General features: G+C 63.9%; 13 protein-coding genes. 4 read left to right on the forward strand and 9 right to left on the reverse strand.

Annotated features, from left to right (window positions below; genetic code table 11):
- Nucleotides 1-8 precede the first annotated feature (8 nt).
- The 9 genes from BLP82_RS08710 to BLP82_RS08750 all read right to left on the reverse strand — a co-directional run bounded on the left by BLP82_RS08710 (nucleotide 9) and on the right by BLP82_RS08750 (nucleotide 9815).
- Entirely contained in the window at nucleotides 9-668 is a 660-nt protein-coding gene (locus BLP82_RS08710; protein ID WP_092166724.1) for an EscR/YscR/HrcR family type III secretion system export apparatus protein, read from the reverse strand.
- Nucleotides 661-1584 carry a FliM/FliN family flagellar motor switch protein gene (locus BLP82_RS08715; protein WP_092166726.1) on the reverse strand — a complete coding sequence of 308 codons (924 nt, stop codon included), beginning with the start codon at nucleotides 1582-1584 and terminating at the stop codon, nucleotides 661-663. Before BLP82_RS08715 ends, BLP82_RS08710 begins: the two co-directional genes overlap by 8 nt.
- On the reverse strand, nucleotides 1581-2450 hold the full coding sequence (locus tag BLP82_RS08720) for a SpaN/EivJ family type III secretion system needle length determinant (RefSeq protein ID WP_092166729.1): 870 nt from the start codon (nucleotides 2448-2450) through the stop codon (nucleotides 1581-1583). The genes BLP82_RS08715 and BLP82_RS08720 overlap by 4 nt, the downstream gene beginning before the upstream one ends.
- Entirely contained in the window at nucleotides 2447-2902 is a 456-nt protein-coding gene (locus BLP82_RS08725) for a type III secretion protein (RefSeq protein ID WP_092166731.1), read from the reverse strand. Before BLP82_RS08725 ends, BLP82_RS08720 begins: the two co-directional genes overlap by 4 nt.
- Nucleotides 2886-4172, reverse strand: a complete 1287-nt coding sequence (gene sctN / locus BLP82_RS08730; protein ID WP_092166733.1) for a type III secretion system ATPase SctN — start codon at nucleotides 4170-4172, stop codon at nucleotides 2886-2888. The genes BLP82_RS08725 and sctN overlap by 17 nt, the downstream gene beginning before the upstream one ends.
- A gap of 66 nt (nucleotides 4173-4238) precedes the next feature.
- Nucleotides 4239-6290 (reverse strand): EscV/YscV/HrcV family type III secretion system export apparatus protein, encoded by a 2052-nt coding sequence (locus tag BLP82_RS08735; protein WP_092166736.1) that lies wholly within the window; start codon nucleotides 6288-6290, stop codon nucleotides 4239-4241.
- Between the two features lie 24 nt (nucleotides 6291-6314).
- Nucleotides 6315-7421 (reverse strand): type III secretion system gatekeeper subunit SctW, encoded by a 1107-nt coding sequence (sctW, locus tag BLP82_RS08740; RefSeq protein ID WP_092166738.1) that lies wholly within the window; start codon nucleotides 7419-7421, stop codon nucleotides 6315-6317.
- A complete protein-coding gene (sctC, locus tag BLP82_RS08745) occupies nucleotides 7418-9073 on the reverse strand; it encodes a type III secretion system outer membrane ring subunit SctC (protein ID WP_092166740.1) in 1656 nt (551 codons plus the stop codon). Before sctC ends, sctW begins: the two co-directional genes overlap by 4 nt.
- A gap of 4 nt (nucleotides 9074-9077) precedes the next feature.
- Nucleotides 9078-9815: a helix-turn-helix domain-containing protein gene (locus BLP82_RS08750; protein ID WP_092166742.1), complete on the reverse strand. Its 738-nt coding sequence runs from the start codon at nucleotides 9813-9815 to the stop codon at nucleotides 9078-9080.
- Between the two features lie 245 nt (nucleotides 9816-10060).
- Between BLP82_RS08750 and BLP82_RS08755 the strand changes: the two genes are divergently transcribed.
- The 4 genes from BLP82_RS08755 (at nucleotide 10061) to BLP82_RS08775 (ending at nucleotide 15204) form a co-directional block, all read left to right on the forward strand.
- On the forward strand, nucleotides 10061-11272 hold the full coding sequence (locus tag BLP82_RS08755; RefSeq protein ID WP_092166744.1) for a CmpA/NrtA family ABC transporter substrate-binding protein: 1212 nt from the start codon (nucleotides 10061-10063) through the stop codon (nucleotides 11270-11272).
- A gap of 14 nt (nucleotides 11273-11286) precedes the next feature.
- Nucleotides 11287-11862, forward strand: a complete 576-nt coding sequence (locus BLP82_RS08760) for an ANTAR domain-containing response regulator (protein ID WP_060738484.1) — start codon at nucleotides 11287-11289, stop codon at nucleotides 11860-11862.
- A 450-nt stretch (nucleotides 11863-12312) separates the two neighbouring features.
- Nucleotides 12313-13524 carry a nitrate/nitrite transporter gene (locus BLP82_RS08770; protein ID WP_092166748.1) on the forward strand — a complete coding sequence of 404 codons (1212 nt, stop codon included), beginning with the start codon at nucleotides 12313-12315 and terminating at the stop codon, nucleotides 13522-13524.
- A gap of 9 nt (nucleotides 13525-13533) precedes the next feature.
- The gene (locus tag BLP82_RS08775; protein WP_092166750.1) at nucleotides 13534-15204 is read left to right on the forward strand and encodes a bifunctional protein-serine/threonine kinase/phosphatase; all 1671 of its coding nucleotides are present in this window, start codon (nucleotides 13534-13536) and stop codon (nucleotides 15202-15204) included.
- Nucleotides 15205-15564: the final 360 nt, after the last annotated feature.

A 15564-nucleotide genomic window follows, 5' to 3' on the forward strand; every position in this document is an offset into this window, starting at 1 on the left:
CGGTGCACCTAGGCCAGCAAGGTCAGGTATTGCTTGACCAGCCCGGTCGACAGCAGCGCCCAACCGTCCAGCGCGACGAACAGCACCAGTTTGATCGGCACGGAAATGATCACCGGGCTCATCATCATCATGCCCAGCGCCAGCAGGATGCTGGAGATCACCAGGTCGACGATCACGAAGGGTAAATACAGGTAGAAGCCAATCTTGAAGGCACTCTTGATTTCACTCAGGGCATAGGCCGGCAGCAGCGCAAACAGCGAGGGCACAAGTTCTTCATCGGCAGGCAGGCCCGTGTCGGTTTCATCCTGGAGCGCCTGGGCCCGCTCGAAAAACTGCGCCAGCTCCGGGTCGGTGTACCTGCGCAGGTAATCCTTGTAACTGCCCAGGCCGTTCTCGGCGAAGTTCACCACCGACTCGACATCGGTAAAGGCCACCGCCTCGCGCTTGTAGTAGTCATGGCCCTGCTTCATGACCGGTGTCATGACGAAAATTGCCAGCATCAGGGCAATCGCATTGAGCGCCATGTTCGATGGCACCTGCTGCAGGCCCAACGCGTTGCGCACGATGACGAACACGATGGAGAACTTGAGGTAGCACGTGCCCGCCGCCACCAGGAACGGCAGCAGCGACGCGAACGCCAGCAGCGCGATAAGCGAGACATCATTCATCGGCGCTGGCCCGATAGACCTGGAGCAATTCGACACCCAACTGACCGTCCAACCGCACCAGCTCCCCGCGGGCCACCGGCTTGCCGTTGGCCCGCACCTCGATGTGCCGCGCCGCGTCCTCGGTCAACGGAATCAGTTGCCCGTCGATGATGCGCGACAAGGTGGCCAGGTCGGTTTCATGACTGGGGAGCAGGAACTCCAGGCGCACCGGGAGCGCTGCCAGGTCGATCGTCGCGTCGGTTTCTGGCGGGTTATCCGCGTTGGCATCGGTCACGCTCGGTTGCATGTGTAGACCCTCCTGGGTAAATGTGAAAGTGCCAAGGCAGTACTCGGCCAGACAACAGCGCTGAGAATGCTGGACGATGCGCACGACATCGCCCTCTTCCAGGCGCATCCGGCTGGCACGGCTCAGGTGGCTGATGCCGAGCATCAACTCCAGGCGCAACGGCAAATCGTCCAGCCATGAATCGACGCCCAAGCCCTCGCTGGCAACGGCTGTCGGCGGCAGTTGCAGCAACCACAGGCGCCCCCGCGGGGTTTCGAGCCAGGGCAGCTCGCGGCTGGGCAATTGCGCCGGGGCGACGCCTTCGATGTCGGACAGCGCCCGGTACTGCAGCTCCTCCATCTCCAGCAGCAAGGGGCGTGGCAACGCCCGAAACAGCTCGACGATATTCATCAACGACGTTTCTACCCTCAGCCAGGATTGCAACTGTGGAAGCGCGCGATACAGCCAGTCATGGGCCGCGACCAACCCTTGCCAGTGGCCGCCGTCGCCGTGGGCGCAAAATCGCAAATAGCCGTCATGCCCTGGCACCTGGCTCAACCCCGTACCACGACCGGCCCGTCGCCAACGTTGAAGCGCCTGGGCCTGGGCATGGGCCAACGGCTCGACCCGTCGTAGCGGCAACGCGCTCATGCCGGCCCCCCGGCCTGCTCGTCCTGCTCCTCATCCGGCGCCTGATGCGAGCCCTGGCGCGACTGCTCGCCGCCACTGTCGGCCAGCCGCCAGGCCGGTTCCCGGGCCAGCTCGAAAGGCGCCTTGAGTTGCTCGAACACCAGGGTATTACTGGGGTTGAGCGTCAGGTTCCGAGTGGGTTCTTCGGGCACCCGGGTAATCGTTATCTGTCCGCTGGCAGCGCCTTTATTGAACGGTACTTGCAGCACGCCCCGGCCCGTGTCCGGCAGCGCCTCGACCATGACCTCAAGCATTGGCGGTGCCGGCGGTAGCGCCGGTGAAGGGAGGGGCGGTGGGGCAACGGCCGGCGTCTGGCGCGGGCCTTGAGCGCTCATCGGCACCTGGGGCAACGGTTGTTCGTCGAGACGGGGTGCCGTGAACGGCTCCACCACCAGCGGCTCAATCGATGCCGACACCGCAGCTTTATCGACGCCAGAGGCCACAAGCTCCAGGCGTTGCGGCAACGCGTATGGGGTCAACTTGCCGAACGGCGCGCCTGTCGGTGAAAAGGCCAGGGTTTCCCGGGCGACCCACCGTTTGCCAGCAGGCTCAGCTCCCTCCGTATCACGGCCAAACGGCCGGGCTTCATCGCGCTCAACCGCCAGCGCCTCCTGCCCCACCTTCATCGTCTGCCAGGCCAACGTCCGAGCGGCTTCCATCAGGGGGCGCCGAGGCAGAATCAGCGCCGTCATCAGGTCCAGCACACCTTGTGGCAGTTGATCCTCTTGCACCGGGACGAGCTGGTCCAGCAGCTCATCCAGCGGACCTTCGTCGACGGGTTCCAGGGCCTGGACCGGCCCCGTGGGCGCTGCAAAGACCTCGTTCATCGCCGCACTCCGATCAGCTCTTCCAGCTCCCGTTCTTCGCGGCGCACCGCCTCGAGCCGTTGCTCACGCAACAGCTGTTGGACGCCGCGCGCATACTTGTCGTGCTTGCGTTGCAGCCCACGCAATTGCTCGCGCTTCGCCTGCAACTGGTGCTCGACCTGCCGGTACTGCTGATCCACGCGATCACGCTCGACACGCAGCAGATCGATGCGTCGGCGGATGACCGCCTGGGTGCGCAACAGCGCCAACAACTGGCCGTGATCCAGCACACAATCATTGGCTTGATGGCTGCTCAACAAACGTTGCAGCGCCGCCTCTTGTTCCTCGAAAGCGGACTGTTCCTGGCGCAGCGGCTGCAATTGACGCTGGACACGCAACACGGCCTGCTCGCCGCGTTGCCGACGGAACAGACTGAAGGCCAGCAGGCGTCGTCGATCAAGCAATGATTTCATGCAGGCTCCGCAGGGTTTCATCTGGCTCACTGGATTGATCCGTCGGCTGGCGCAACCATTGGTCGAGGGCTTCGCGACGTTGCAGTGCGTGGTCATTGGCCGCGTCCGCGCCCGGGCTGTACTCGCCCATGTCGAGAAACACCTGCAGCTGTTCAAGGCGCGCCAGGGTGTCGCGAGTCGCGGCCGCCAATTGCCGGACCTCTGGCGTGGTGACCTGCGTCGCCACCCGACTGACGCTGCGCAAGACATCGATGGCCGGGTAATGCCCCTTGGCGGCCAAGGCCCGGCTCAGGTAGACGTGGCCGTCGAGAATGGAGCGAATCTCCTCGGCGATCGGATCCGGCTCGTCGTCGCTTTCCAGCAGCACCGTGTACCAGGCCGTGATACTGCCCGACGCGGTCACGCCCGGACGTTCCAGCAGGCGCGGCAAGGCATCGAACACCGAGGCCGGATAACCCCGCCGCGCCGGTGCTTCACCGGCGGCCAAGGCCAGGTCGCGGCGCGCACGGGCGTAGCGGGTCAACGAATCCAGCAACAGCACCACGCGCCGGCCCTGGTCGCGAAAATACTCGGCGATGGTGGTGGCCTGCAGCGCCGAGTTGCAGCGATCCACCGAGGAAAAATCCGACGTGGCGAACACCACCACGCAACGGGCATGCTTGGGCGACTGGCGCAGATGCTCGATGAACTCGGTGACTTCACGCCCACGTTCGCCAATCAGGCCAATGACAAAAACCTCCGCGTCCGAGTGTTCGATCAGCATGTTGATCAAGGTGGTCTTGCCGGAACCGGCGGCGGCGAAAATACCGATACGCTGGCCGACGCCGCAGGTCAGCAAGCCGTCGATGACACGAATACCGGTGCGCAGCGGCTCCACCACCGGGCGCCGCTGCTGGTACGACGGAGGGTCGGCATCCACCGCACAATCGCGCTGGGCGACCGCTGTCGACGGCGCCAGGCGCTCGACGATAACGCCCTGGGGATCAACCACGCTGCCGAGCAAGGCGTCACTGCACGTCAACTGCAAAGTCGAGCCGGTGGGCACGATCATCGACTCCCGGGACAAGCCTTTCGCCTCGCCCAGCAAACTGAGCAGCACCGCGCCGGGCTTGAAGCCGATGACCTGCGCCCTGGCTGCGACCTGGGGCGAACGCCAATGCCGGCGCACTTCACAGATTTCGCCGACCACCACCTCACTCAGCGCCGCTTCGATCAATGGCCCGCTCAAACGCAAGGGGTGGGCCGCCCGTCTTTCCAGGTGGACATGCATCGTCACGGCTGCTCATCCAGCGTTTCAACAGCCTGCAAAAAGGCGTTCGACATGGGGCAGATCTCCTCAAAGCGTCTTGATGACATTGACCGAGACATTCTCGGAAACCTCGCCGAACGACATGACGTCCAGCTCCCGGAAACGTCCCTCGATCAGTTTTTTGATGTAGCGCCGCACGTCGACCGAACACAGCAGCACCATGTCCTTGTGGGCGATGTGCACGCTGTCCAGGCCGACACTGAGACGGTCCATCAGCTCTTCCGAGTCGGCCGGCTCCAGGTTGAGGAAATTGCCGCCCGAGGTTTGCCGGATACCCCGGCGGACCACATCCTCGAACTCCGCCGACAACAGCAAGACCCGCAGGTCGTTGCCCTGGGCGAACTTGTTGCTGATGTAGCGGGCCATCGCGCCGCGAACGTGCTCCACCAGCGCCAGCACATCTTTTTCCCGGGAGGCCCAATGGGCGAGGGACTCGAGGATGAGCTTCATGTTGCGCACGGAGATGCGCTCACCGATCAAGCGTTGCAGCACCTCGGCGATCTTCTGCACCGTGACGTGGCGATAGACTTCCTTGAGCAGGTCGGGGTACCGCGCTTCCATTTCGTCGAGCAACTGCTTGGTTTCCTGCACGCCGAAAAACTCCTGGATGTTGCGCGCCAGCAACGTGACCAGGCAGCGATAACATTCTTCGTCGGCGGGCCGCAGGTGATAACCCAACTGCTGCACCCGCTCGCGGTCGGCGGCCGTAACCCAGACGCCGCCCAGGCGATTGCTGTCGGTGCCGCGCACCAGGGCAAAGCCCAACGGTTCCAACTCGGGGGAATAATCCAGCAGGCGCCAGTGCTCGAAATGAATATCGAACTGCTCGGCGCGCACTTCATTGATCAGCACCGCCACTTGATGGACCGGCAGCTCCTCGCTGGCCCGCAGCCGCGGTTCGGGAATGCGCAGCCCGTAATCGACGAAAAACTGGCTGCGAAAGCGCGCCGCCCAACGCTCCTTCTCCAACGCTTGCAGGCGTGCCGGGGGCACCAGCAGCATCAGGGCAATGGTTTCGGTCGCAACGTTGTCGACGTCATCGATCAATCCCGACTCTCCCGGTCCCGCGCCGGCCTCGGCAGGTTCGCTGCGGCTTTCCCCCGATCCAGCCGGGCGCGAGGCGCGGCGATGGCGCACGAACACCACCAGCCCCAGCACCGCGGCGATCGAGAGAAACGTCAGCAGTGGAAAACCGGGCAGCAAGCCCACGCCCACCGCCAGCAACGCGGTGACGCCCAGGACGAATGGGTTGCCGAGCATCTGGGTGAGCATGTTGCGCCCCAGGTTGCTGTCATCGCCGTTGACGCGGGTGACGATGAAACCGGCGCCGATGGCGATCAGCAGCGCGGGAATCTGGGCGACCAGGCCATCGCCGATGGTCAACAGGGTGTAGGTCGACAGGGCCGTGGACAGGTCCATGCCCAGTTGCCCGACGCCGATGGCCATGCCGCCGATGAAGTTGACGAAGATAATGATGATGCCGGCGATGGCATCGCCCTTGATGAATTTCATCGCGCCGTCGAAAGAACCGTACAACTGGCTTTCACGCTCCAGCACGCTGCGTTTTTCCCGCGCCTGGGCCGCATCGATGGCGCCGGCCTTGAGGTCGCCGTCGATGCTCATTTGCTTGCCGGGCATACCGTCCAGGGAGAAGCGCGCCGCCACTTCGGCCACCCGCTCCGAGCCTTTGGTAATCACGATGAACTGGACAATGGTGACGATGGAAAAAATCACGAAACCCACCACCAGGCTTTCGCCGATCACGAAGTCACCGAAGGAAGCGATGATCTCGCCGGCGTCGGCCTGGCTGAGAATCAGCCGGCTGGTGCTGATCGACAGGGCCAGGCGAAACAAGGTCGTCAACAGCAGCAGCGCCGGGAACGTCGAATAACTGAGGATGCGCTCGATGTAGAACGAGCCCATGAACACCAACAACGAGATGACGATGTTCAGGCCGATGAGAAAATCCACCAGCACCGTCGGCAGGGGGATGATCAGCATGGCGATGATCATCACCATCAAGGTCAGGATCAGCAGCTCCGGACGCGCGCCGACACTTCGCAGGAATACATTGAGCATTTCAGGCCTGGCTCCGCGACAAGATCATGGTTGACCGCCGCACTGGCGCTGTTCGATGCATTCGTGGGCATAGGCGACGTCGGCCAGGCGGGTGAACTGAATGGCCAGGCGTTGTGGCGCCTCTTCATCGGCAAACAGTGGCGGCGGCAATTGCAGGCTGAGCCGCCGCAGGGTTTGCAGCAACGTCGAACGCTCGCGGTGGGCACTGAGCAGCACCGGCTCGCCCAACGCCCCGAGCAGCAGCTGGTCGAGGTCGTCGGGGTAGGTCAACACGCCGAGCAGGAACACCAGCCATTCGGCCTCATGGGGGTTGTGCCGACAGATCAGTGCATCGCCGAGCACGGCGCCGATAAACAGCCCATCGGCCGAACGCAAGCGCTTCAGGTCGGTCACCCGGGTCAACAGTTGGCCGAACTCGAGGCGCGAGCAACTGGGGTCCTGGGCGCTGATGTCGGTGAGCAACGCGGCTTCGATGAAGGCCAGCACATTCATGCGCTGTGCCGGGCCATACAGGGCGATCCAGTCCTGGTAGCAACCGAGCGGGCCTTCGTCGGACTCGAGGAAATCCCGGTAGGTCTCGCGCAACAGCCCGGCCCTGACCGCCATGCTCTTGCCGAACATCCTGGCCTTGAGCGCGGCGTTGATCCCGGCGTTCATGCGTTTGGGGGAGCCTTGGGCAACCACCGTCTGCAAGAGCGTTTCGAGGCGCTGGCGGGTGTGGGTTTCCAGATTGCGGCGGCGCAGCAACGCCCGCAGCACCAGCGCCAGGTCGCTGTCATCGGGGAACAGGCGGCGCGCCATCTGCAGCAACCAGGCCACGGGCTTGTCCGCCAGCCGCGCCAGGCTCAGCACCTGCCGGGCCTTGGGCACGGTGTCGTCCTCCAGCACGCGTTCGAAGGTGTCGGTCAGGGTTTCGGACTTGAGTTCGAACAACCGTCGGGCACGGAACTGCGTCAGCGCCGCCGACAACTCGTCGCTGATCTGCACGATGCGCTGCGCCACGGCCGCCGTTGCGCTGTCGTCCAGCACCGCCTCGGCGTCGACTTGCGGTTGTGGATGCTCGGCGGCCTTCTCGGCATTCAACCGGGCCTGGGCCGCCCGGCCGCCCATGGAAACCGGTGGCAGGATCATTGCTCGGACATCCGGAAGTACATTCGCCGCACGCGCTCGTGCTGCTCAGGGGTCAGCAACGGCATGCCCAACTCCACCGTGGCGGATTCAAGGGCGTCGCGGATCTCCTTGGGCTGGATCAGAAACACCCGCACCGTGTTGGCCGAGCGGCCCTGGCGATAGCTGAACAAACGGCCGATCCACGGAATCGACCCCAGCACCGGCACGCGGCCGATCTGCTCGCCGTGATCGTCACGGGTGAAGCCACCCACCAGCAGGCTCTTGCCCTGGGGCACCCGCGCCACGGTACTGATGCGGGTGCGCCCGACCGTCGGCAACGCACTGGGCTGCTCACCCCGGCCAGGATTCTCGACTTCGTTGCCATCCTCGATATTGAGCGACATCTCGATCTCGTCGGCCTGGGCGAAACGCGGCAGCACGTTGACCAGGGTGCCGTAGGTGATGTGCTGCAGATCGACGCTGCGCTCCCCCACCAGTGGGGCGTAGAACGTGCGGTTGTTGTCGAAGATCGCCGGCACGTTTTCCTGCGTCAGGATCACCGGTCGCGAGACCACGTTCGCCCGGTGGGTACGTTCCAGCGCCATGACCTGGGTCACGAACGAGGCGCCGTCGAGGGTGGTGGCCGAGCCGGCGTTGAGCGAGGCGCTGAACTGCCCGCCAGACTTCACCGCGCCCTGCCAGTTGATGCCCAACTGGTTGAGCTCATCCTTGTGCAGGTCGATGATCCACAGCGACAACTCGACGTGACGTTTCGGCGTGTCGAGGGCGTTGACCAGGTTCTCGATGAAGCGCACCTGCTCCGGCAGCCCCTTGACCAGCAGGCTGTTGGTATCCGGGTAGGCCACCACCCGAATGTTGCCGGCGGCCACCTCGCGCGCAATGATGCGTGGGGCCGTCGGGTCCTGGTCCGAAGAGGTGTTCGCCAGGCCTTCGAGGGGAAACACCGGCATCATCCCTCGCGGTCGCGGTTCGGGGGATTGCGCCACCGACGGCTCGACCTGTTGCTGCTCACCGCGCAACAACGCTTCGATCACGGTGGCCAGCCCGGGGATGGTCACCTTGTCGTCGCGCAGCTCATATTGGCGGTCGCTGACGAAAGTGTTGCGCACATGGATGACGCCAATCTGTTGCTTGCCCAGCAGCAGTTCCGAGCGCTGGTTGTCCATCAACCCGGCCGCCTGCACCACCAGGTCGACATACATCGGCGGACCCGACACATGGAACGTCCGCAGCCCGTCGTGGCGCAACGGATAACGCCCATCGTGCAAGCCCGAACGCCCGAGGAACGCCTGGAGCTTGGCGACGGTCAAGGTCTGCAGCGACATCATCGCGCTCTTGATTTCCGAGGCGTCATACAGATAGATCGCCTGGCCATCGCTGTACCAGATCAACCCCATCTGCGCGCTGACCCGCTCGAACGTCCGTTGCGGCGTGCGCAGATCGAACGTCCCGCCAATGCGCTTGGCCGCTGCGGCCTTGCTGACGATGACCGGTTTGCCCAAGGACCCGGACAACTCGCTGAAAAACGTGCGTGCGCTCTGTTCCCGGGCCTCGAAGGTATAGACATTGGCGGCCGCGGCAACGGGGGCGAACAGCCACGCGCCATTCAAGCAGAGGGATAACAGAACCCGGGATAACGAACGAGGGATCATCGATTCACTTGCCTGGCAGGTAGGTGATATCGGCCAGGCTGCTGGGGGTAAAACCCACCAGCTCGCGAATCTCCTTGGAGAAATGTGACGAAGAGGCAAAGCCGAACTCCAGCGCGACATCGGTCAGCGAGCCGTCTCCAAGGCTCATGTTCAGCAACGCCTGGGCCGTGCGCCAACCGCGCAAGGCCGGCTTGGCCGCGCTGCCCAGGGCCTGGTGGCAGAGCCGGCGAAAATGCGAGACCGAGACGCCATAACGCTGCGCCAGGGTGGTCAGTTTTTCACTACGGGTGCCTTGCTCCAGCAAAAACCGCACGAGCCCGTAGCTCTCGTGATGACGCAACAGGCGAGCGACAGCGTGATAGGCCTCGGTGCCATCCATCGCTTGCCCTATGTACCAGCGTTCGAGCCGTTGGGGCGAGCGGACGGTTTCGCCGGCCACCGGCAACAAGGCCCATGGCAGCGCGTCCAGCCGTTGCCCGACATCCACCAGGGCATCGCTCATATCCAGGAACGCCTGCAGCTTGACCAGCGTCGCTTCGCAAACCGGCGTGACCTGCAGCTTGCCGCCACTGAAGCGCAGGGAATCGCTCTGTACCAACACCCCCTCCCAACCGACGGGCAGGCAGTGGCTGCGGCCCAACCGCGCAGCGCTCAACTGAACCGGGGCCTGGGCCACGCGCAGGTGCAGCACGCGTTCCCCCAGATCAGGCAAGGCCGTGGCGCGAATTGATGGGTCCTGCATACCGTCTCCTTTGCGACGTGGCGTTGGAAGGAACGACAGGATGAAAGACCCGACGCCGGGAATCTTGATGGAAAGGTGATGAGGGCCGGGCTGGCATATGCCTTGCACCATTACTGTTCATCGGCGCCCATGCCGACGGCCAAATGAGTGCCAGACTGATTGAAGGGACAACGGCGGCGTCTTCGGCCCGGCTCTGGCATTTGGCTCGGACACGGCGCTTTTTTTATGTGTAAAGGTGAAGCGCGATGAATGAAGTTCCAGCCAACCCCCTGGCCTGGGTCAATGGCAGCGATGCCCCGGAAAAGAGCGCGGTCAACCTCGGTTTCATGGCCCTGAGCGACTGCGCCCCGGTGGTGGTCGCCGCCACCCAGGGCTTCGCCCAACCCTACGGCCTGACCCTGAACCTCAAGCGCCAGGCATCCTGGGCCAACCTGCGGGACAAACTGGTCAGCGGTGAAATCGATGCCGCCCACAGCCTGTATGGCCTGGTCTACGCCGTGCACCTGGGCATCGGCGGGGTCGCACCGACCGACATGGCGGTGCTGATGGGGCTTAACCAGAACGGCCAGAGCATCAACCTGTCCCATGGCTTGCAGGCCCAGGGCGTGACCAGTCCTGAGGCACTGGAACGGCACGTGCACCAAACTCGCCCGAAACTGACCTTCGCCCAGACCTTCCCCACCGGCACCCACGCCATGTGGCTCTATTACTGGCTCGCCGCCCAGGGCATCCACCCCTTGTCGGACGTCGACAGCGTGGTGGTGCCGCCGCCGCAAATGATTGCGCACCTGCAAGCCGGGCGCATCGACGGCTTTTGTGTCGGCGAACCCTGGTGCGCCAGCGCGGTGAAACAGAACCTCGGTTTTACCCTGGCAACCACCCAGACCATCTGGCCCGACCATCCGGAAAAAGTCCTGGGCTGCACCCGGGCGTTCGTCGAGCAATACCCCAATACCGCCCGGGCCTTGGTGATGGCGATCCTCGAAGCCAGCCGCTTCATCGAACAAAACAGCGAAAACCGTCGCAGCACCGCGCAACTGTTGAGTGCACCCGAATACCTCGACGCCCCGCTGGACTGCATCGAGCCCCGCTTGCTGGGGATCTACGCCGATGGCTTGGGCAACAGTTGGCAGGATCCCCACGCCATGCGCTTCCACGGCAATGGCGAGGTGAACCTGCCATACCTGTCCGACGGCATGTGGTTCATGACCCAGTTCCGTCGCTGGGGCCTGCTGCGCGAAGACCCGGATTACCTGGCCGTGGCCAAAGATGTCCAGCAGCTCAAGCTGTACCGTGAAGCCGCTGGCGCACTGGGCATCGCGTCCCCGGGCCAGGACATGCGCAGCAGCCAACTGATCGACGGCATCACCTGGGACGGCTCGGACCCGGCCGGGTACGCCCGCAGCTTCAAACTGCACGCCTTGAGCGATGCGGCTCCCCTTCTCGCCAGCCGCTGACAGGAGCCACGACCATGCTGCGTATCCTGCTGATCAACGACACCGCGAAAAAAGTCGGCCGCCTCAAGGCCGCCCTGATTGAAGCCGGCTTCGAAGTGATCGACGAATCCGGCCTGACCATCGACCTGCCGGCGCGCGTCGAAACGGTGCGTCCGGATGTGATCCTGATCGATACCGAGTCACCCGGACGCGATGTTATGGAGCAAGTGGTGCTGGTCAGTCGCGACCAACCACGACCGATCGTCATGTTTACCGACGAGCACGACCCCAATGTGATGCGCCAGGCGATCAAGTCGGGCGTCAGTGCCTACATCGTCGAAGGCATCCACGCCGCGCGCCTGCAACCGATCCTCGACGTGGCCATGGCCCGCTTCGAAAGCGACCAGGCCCTGCGCGCCCAACTCCTGGCCCGGGACCAGCAACTGGCCGAACGCAAGCGCATCGAACTGGCCAAGGGCATGCTGATGAAGATGAAGGACTGCAACGAAGAACAGGCCTACACCTTGATGCGCCGCCAGGCCATGAGCCGCCAGCAGAAGCTGATCCAGGTGGCGGAGCAGATCATTGCCATGAACGAGCTGCTCGGCTGAAAGCCTTGTAGCGCCTGGCTTGGCGCCATCGCGAGCAAGCTCGCTCCCACAAGGTTCTGTAGCCACTGAAGTTCCATTGTGGGAGCGGGCTTGCTCGCGAAAGCGGTTTACCATCCAGCATTAATGTCAACTGACCCACCGTCTTCGCGAGCAAGCCCGCTCCCACAGGTTTCATGGCCTCTGAAAAACTATTGTGGGAGCGAGCCTACTCGCGATAGACCTCCTCCAATCTTGCGGGTTGGCACAGATCTCGCTTAAGCAAACCCACAGGTAACCAACGGCGGTTGCCCCACCTACGACAAAGACGTCGCACACCCTCCTTGCCTCTCTGGCGATCCGGGTTGCGGCGTTTTTTTGTTTTGGCTCTTCGGAGCCGGTGGTGCGACCACAGACGGCGCACTGCTCTAAGCACTGACTCATTTCTCGAGACTTTTACAGCTGAGGTGCGCGATGAATTCAAGCTTCTGGAAATCCGGCCACACCCCGACACTGTTCGCGGCCTTCCTTTATTTCGACCTGAGTTTCATGGTCTGGTACCTGCTCGGCCCACTGGCGGTGCAGATCTCCGCCGACCTGCACCTGACCACCCAACAACGCGGCCTGATGGTGGCGACGCCGATCCTGGCCGGTGCCGTACTGCGGCTGTTCATGGGCCTGCTGGCCGATCGGATTTCGCCGAAGACCGCCGGCATGGTCGGCCAGGTGATTGTGATCGGTGCGCTGTTCTGCGCCTGGAAACTGGGTATCCACAGCTACGAACAAGCCCTGCTGCTCGGCTTGTTCTTGGGCGTGGCCGGCGCGTCGTTCGCCGTGGCCCTGCCGCTGGCCTCCCAGTGGTATCCCCCACAACACCAGGGCAAGGCCATGGGCATCGCTGGCGCCGGTAACTCGGGCACCGTGCTCGCGGCGTTGATCGCTCCGGTGATGGCGGTGGCCTTCGGCTGGACCAACGTGTTCGGCTTCGCGCTGATCCCCCTGGTGCTGACCCTGGTGCTCTTCGCCTGGCTGGCCAAGAACGCCCCCGAGCGACCGAAAGCCAAATCCATGGCCGACTACCTCAAGGCCCTGGGCGATCGTGACAGCTGGTGGTTCATGTTCTTCTACAGCGTGACCTTCGGTGGTTTCATCGGCCTGGCCAGCGCCCTGCCCGGCTATTTCAACGACCAATACGGCCTGAGCCCGGTCACCGCCGGCTATTACACCGCCGCCTGCGTCTTCGGTGGCAGCCTGATGCGGCCCTTGGGCGGTGCCCTGGCGGACCGTTTCGGCGGCATCCGCACCTTGCTGGGCATGTACACCGTAGCGGCAGTCTGCATCGCGGCGGTGGGCTTCAACCTGCCAAGTTCCTATGCGGCCCTGGCCCTGTTCGTCTGCACCATGCTCGGTTTGGGTGCGGGCAACGGCGCGGTGTTCCAACTGGTGCCCCAACGCTTCCGTCGCGAAATCGGCGTGATGACCGGGCTGATCGGCATGGCCGGCGGCATCGGTGGCTTCGCCCTGGCGGCGGGCATGGGCGCGATCAAGCAGAGCACCGGCAGCTATCAACTGGCCCTGTGGATGTTCGCCAGCCTCGGTGTCCTGGCCTGGTTCGGCCTGCACGGCGTCAAGCGTCGCTGGAGGACCACTTGGGGTTCGGCCGCCGTCACCGCTGCTCGGGTATAACCTGCAACCATGAGTCTGCAATTGAGCTTCGCCGAAGCCAGCGCCATCGGCCCGCGGGAAGAAAACCAGGACGCCCTGCGCCTGGTCACCCCCGCCCCAGCCCTGGCTGCCAGCAAGGGTTACCTGTTCGCCATCGCCGACGGCGTGAGCCAATGCGCCGATGGCGGGCTGGCCGCCCGTTCGACCTTGCAGGCCCTGGCCCTGGACTACTACTCCACGCCGCAAACCTGGGGCGTGGCCCAGGCCCTGGACCGACTGTTGCTGGCACAGAATCGCTGGCTGCAGGCCAACGGTGGCGGGCAACCGCTGCTCACCACCGTCAGTGCGCTGGTCCTGCGAGGCCGGCGCTTCACCCTCGCGCATGTCGGCGATTGCCGGGTCTACCGCTGGCACGCCGACCACCTGCAACGGGTCAGCGAGGATCACGTCTGGGAACAGCAGGGCATGCAACATGTGCTCAAGCGGGCCCTGGGCCTGGATCAACACCTGATCCTCGACTTTCTCGACGGCGAACTGCGCACCGACGAAACTTTCGTATTGCTCAGCGACGGCGTCTGGGCGGTCCTCGGGGACACGGCCATCGCCGGCATCCTGCGCGACCAGCCGGACCTGGACCTGGCCGCACAGACGCTGGTCAATGCCGCGCACCTGGCCGGTAGCCAGGACAACGCCAGCGCCTTGCTGGTACGGGTCGATGCACTGGGCGAAGCCAGCATCGGCGATGCCCTGATCCAGTTGCAGCAGTGGCCCCTGCCGCCTGCGCTGAAACCGGGCCAGGTCTTCGAGGGTTGGCAGATCGAAAGCCTGCTCGGCCACAGCCAGCAATCGTTGCTCTACCGGGTACACGACGGCCAAGGCCAACCCTGGCTACTGAAAACCCTGCCCGTGCAGCTACGGGACGACAGCCGGGCCGGACAGGCCTTGCTCTCGGAAGAATGGTTTCTCAAGCGGGTCGCCGGGCGGCAGTTTCCCGAGGTCCATGGCGTTCCCCAGCGGCAGCATTTGTACTACGTGATGCGCGAATATCCGGGCATGACCCTGGCCGAGCTGTTCAACCAGGGCGGGCCGCTGCCCCTGGCCCAATGGCTGGACCTGGCGCAACGGCTGGTGCGGGCCGTGGGCCTGTTGCATCGAAGGCAGATCTACCACCGCGACATCAAGCCGGAAAACCTGCACCTGGGCGACGACGGGGAATTGCGCTTACTGGACTTTGGGTTGGCGTACTGCCCGGGCCTGTCCGAAGACCAGGCCAACGTGTTGCCCGGCACCCCCAGCTACATCGCCCCGGAAGCCTTCGGCGGCACCGCGCCCACGGCGCAACAGGATCTGTATGCCGTCGGCGTGACCGTGTATTTCCTGCTGACCGGGCATTATCCCTACGGCGAGATCGAAGCCTTCCAGCGCCCGCGTTTCGGTGTGCCGGTCAGTGCCAGCCGCTATCGGCCGGACCTGCCCGAATGGCTTGGGCAAAGCCTGGAACGCGCCGTCGCGGCGGACCCGGGCCAGCGCTTTGAAACCGCCGAGGAATGGCTGTTGCTGCTGGAACAGGGCGAGCGCCGTAGCTTGAGCGTAAGGCCCAGGCCATTGCTGGAGCGCGAACCGCTGAAGGTCTGGCGGACGTTGGCGCTGGTGTCGTCGGTGGTGAATGTTGTGCTGCTGTTTTTGGTGTTTCACAGCTGAGATCCGGTCGCGCCTATCGCGAGCAAGCTCGCTCCCACAGGTTTTGCATCCACCGCAGATCCAGTGTGGGAGCGAGCTTGCTCGCGATGGCGGCCTGATCGTCCATACAACTGCTCCTGCAAGACGCTCCATTACCGGGCAACCCGCTTTGATTCGGTGCAATAAATCCCTCTTCAACTCCATTCATCCACCTGCCCCCTCAATAAACCCGCGCCTTCCAGCCACTTGGCACAACCACTGCATAACCTCTCTCACCATACATAAAGCAACGCCTCCAACGATGAAGGCGGTGCTTCCCGAGAGAACGGGACCAGGACAAAGGCGTCCTCGCTAGCTTGCTAGCGGGACGCCTTTTTTTGT

The sequence above is a fragment of the Pseudomonas sp. NFACC37-1 genome (assembly GCF_900101575.1).
Lineage (GTDB): Bacteria > Pseudomonadota > Gammaproteobacteria > Pseudomonadales > Pseudomonadaceae > Aquipseudomonas > Aquipseudomonas fluorescens_AA.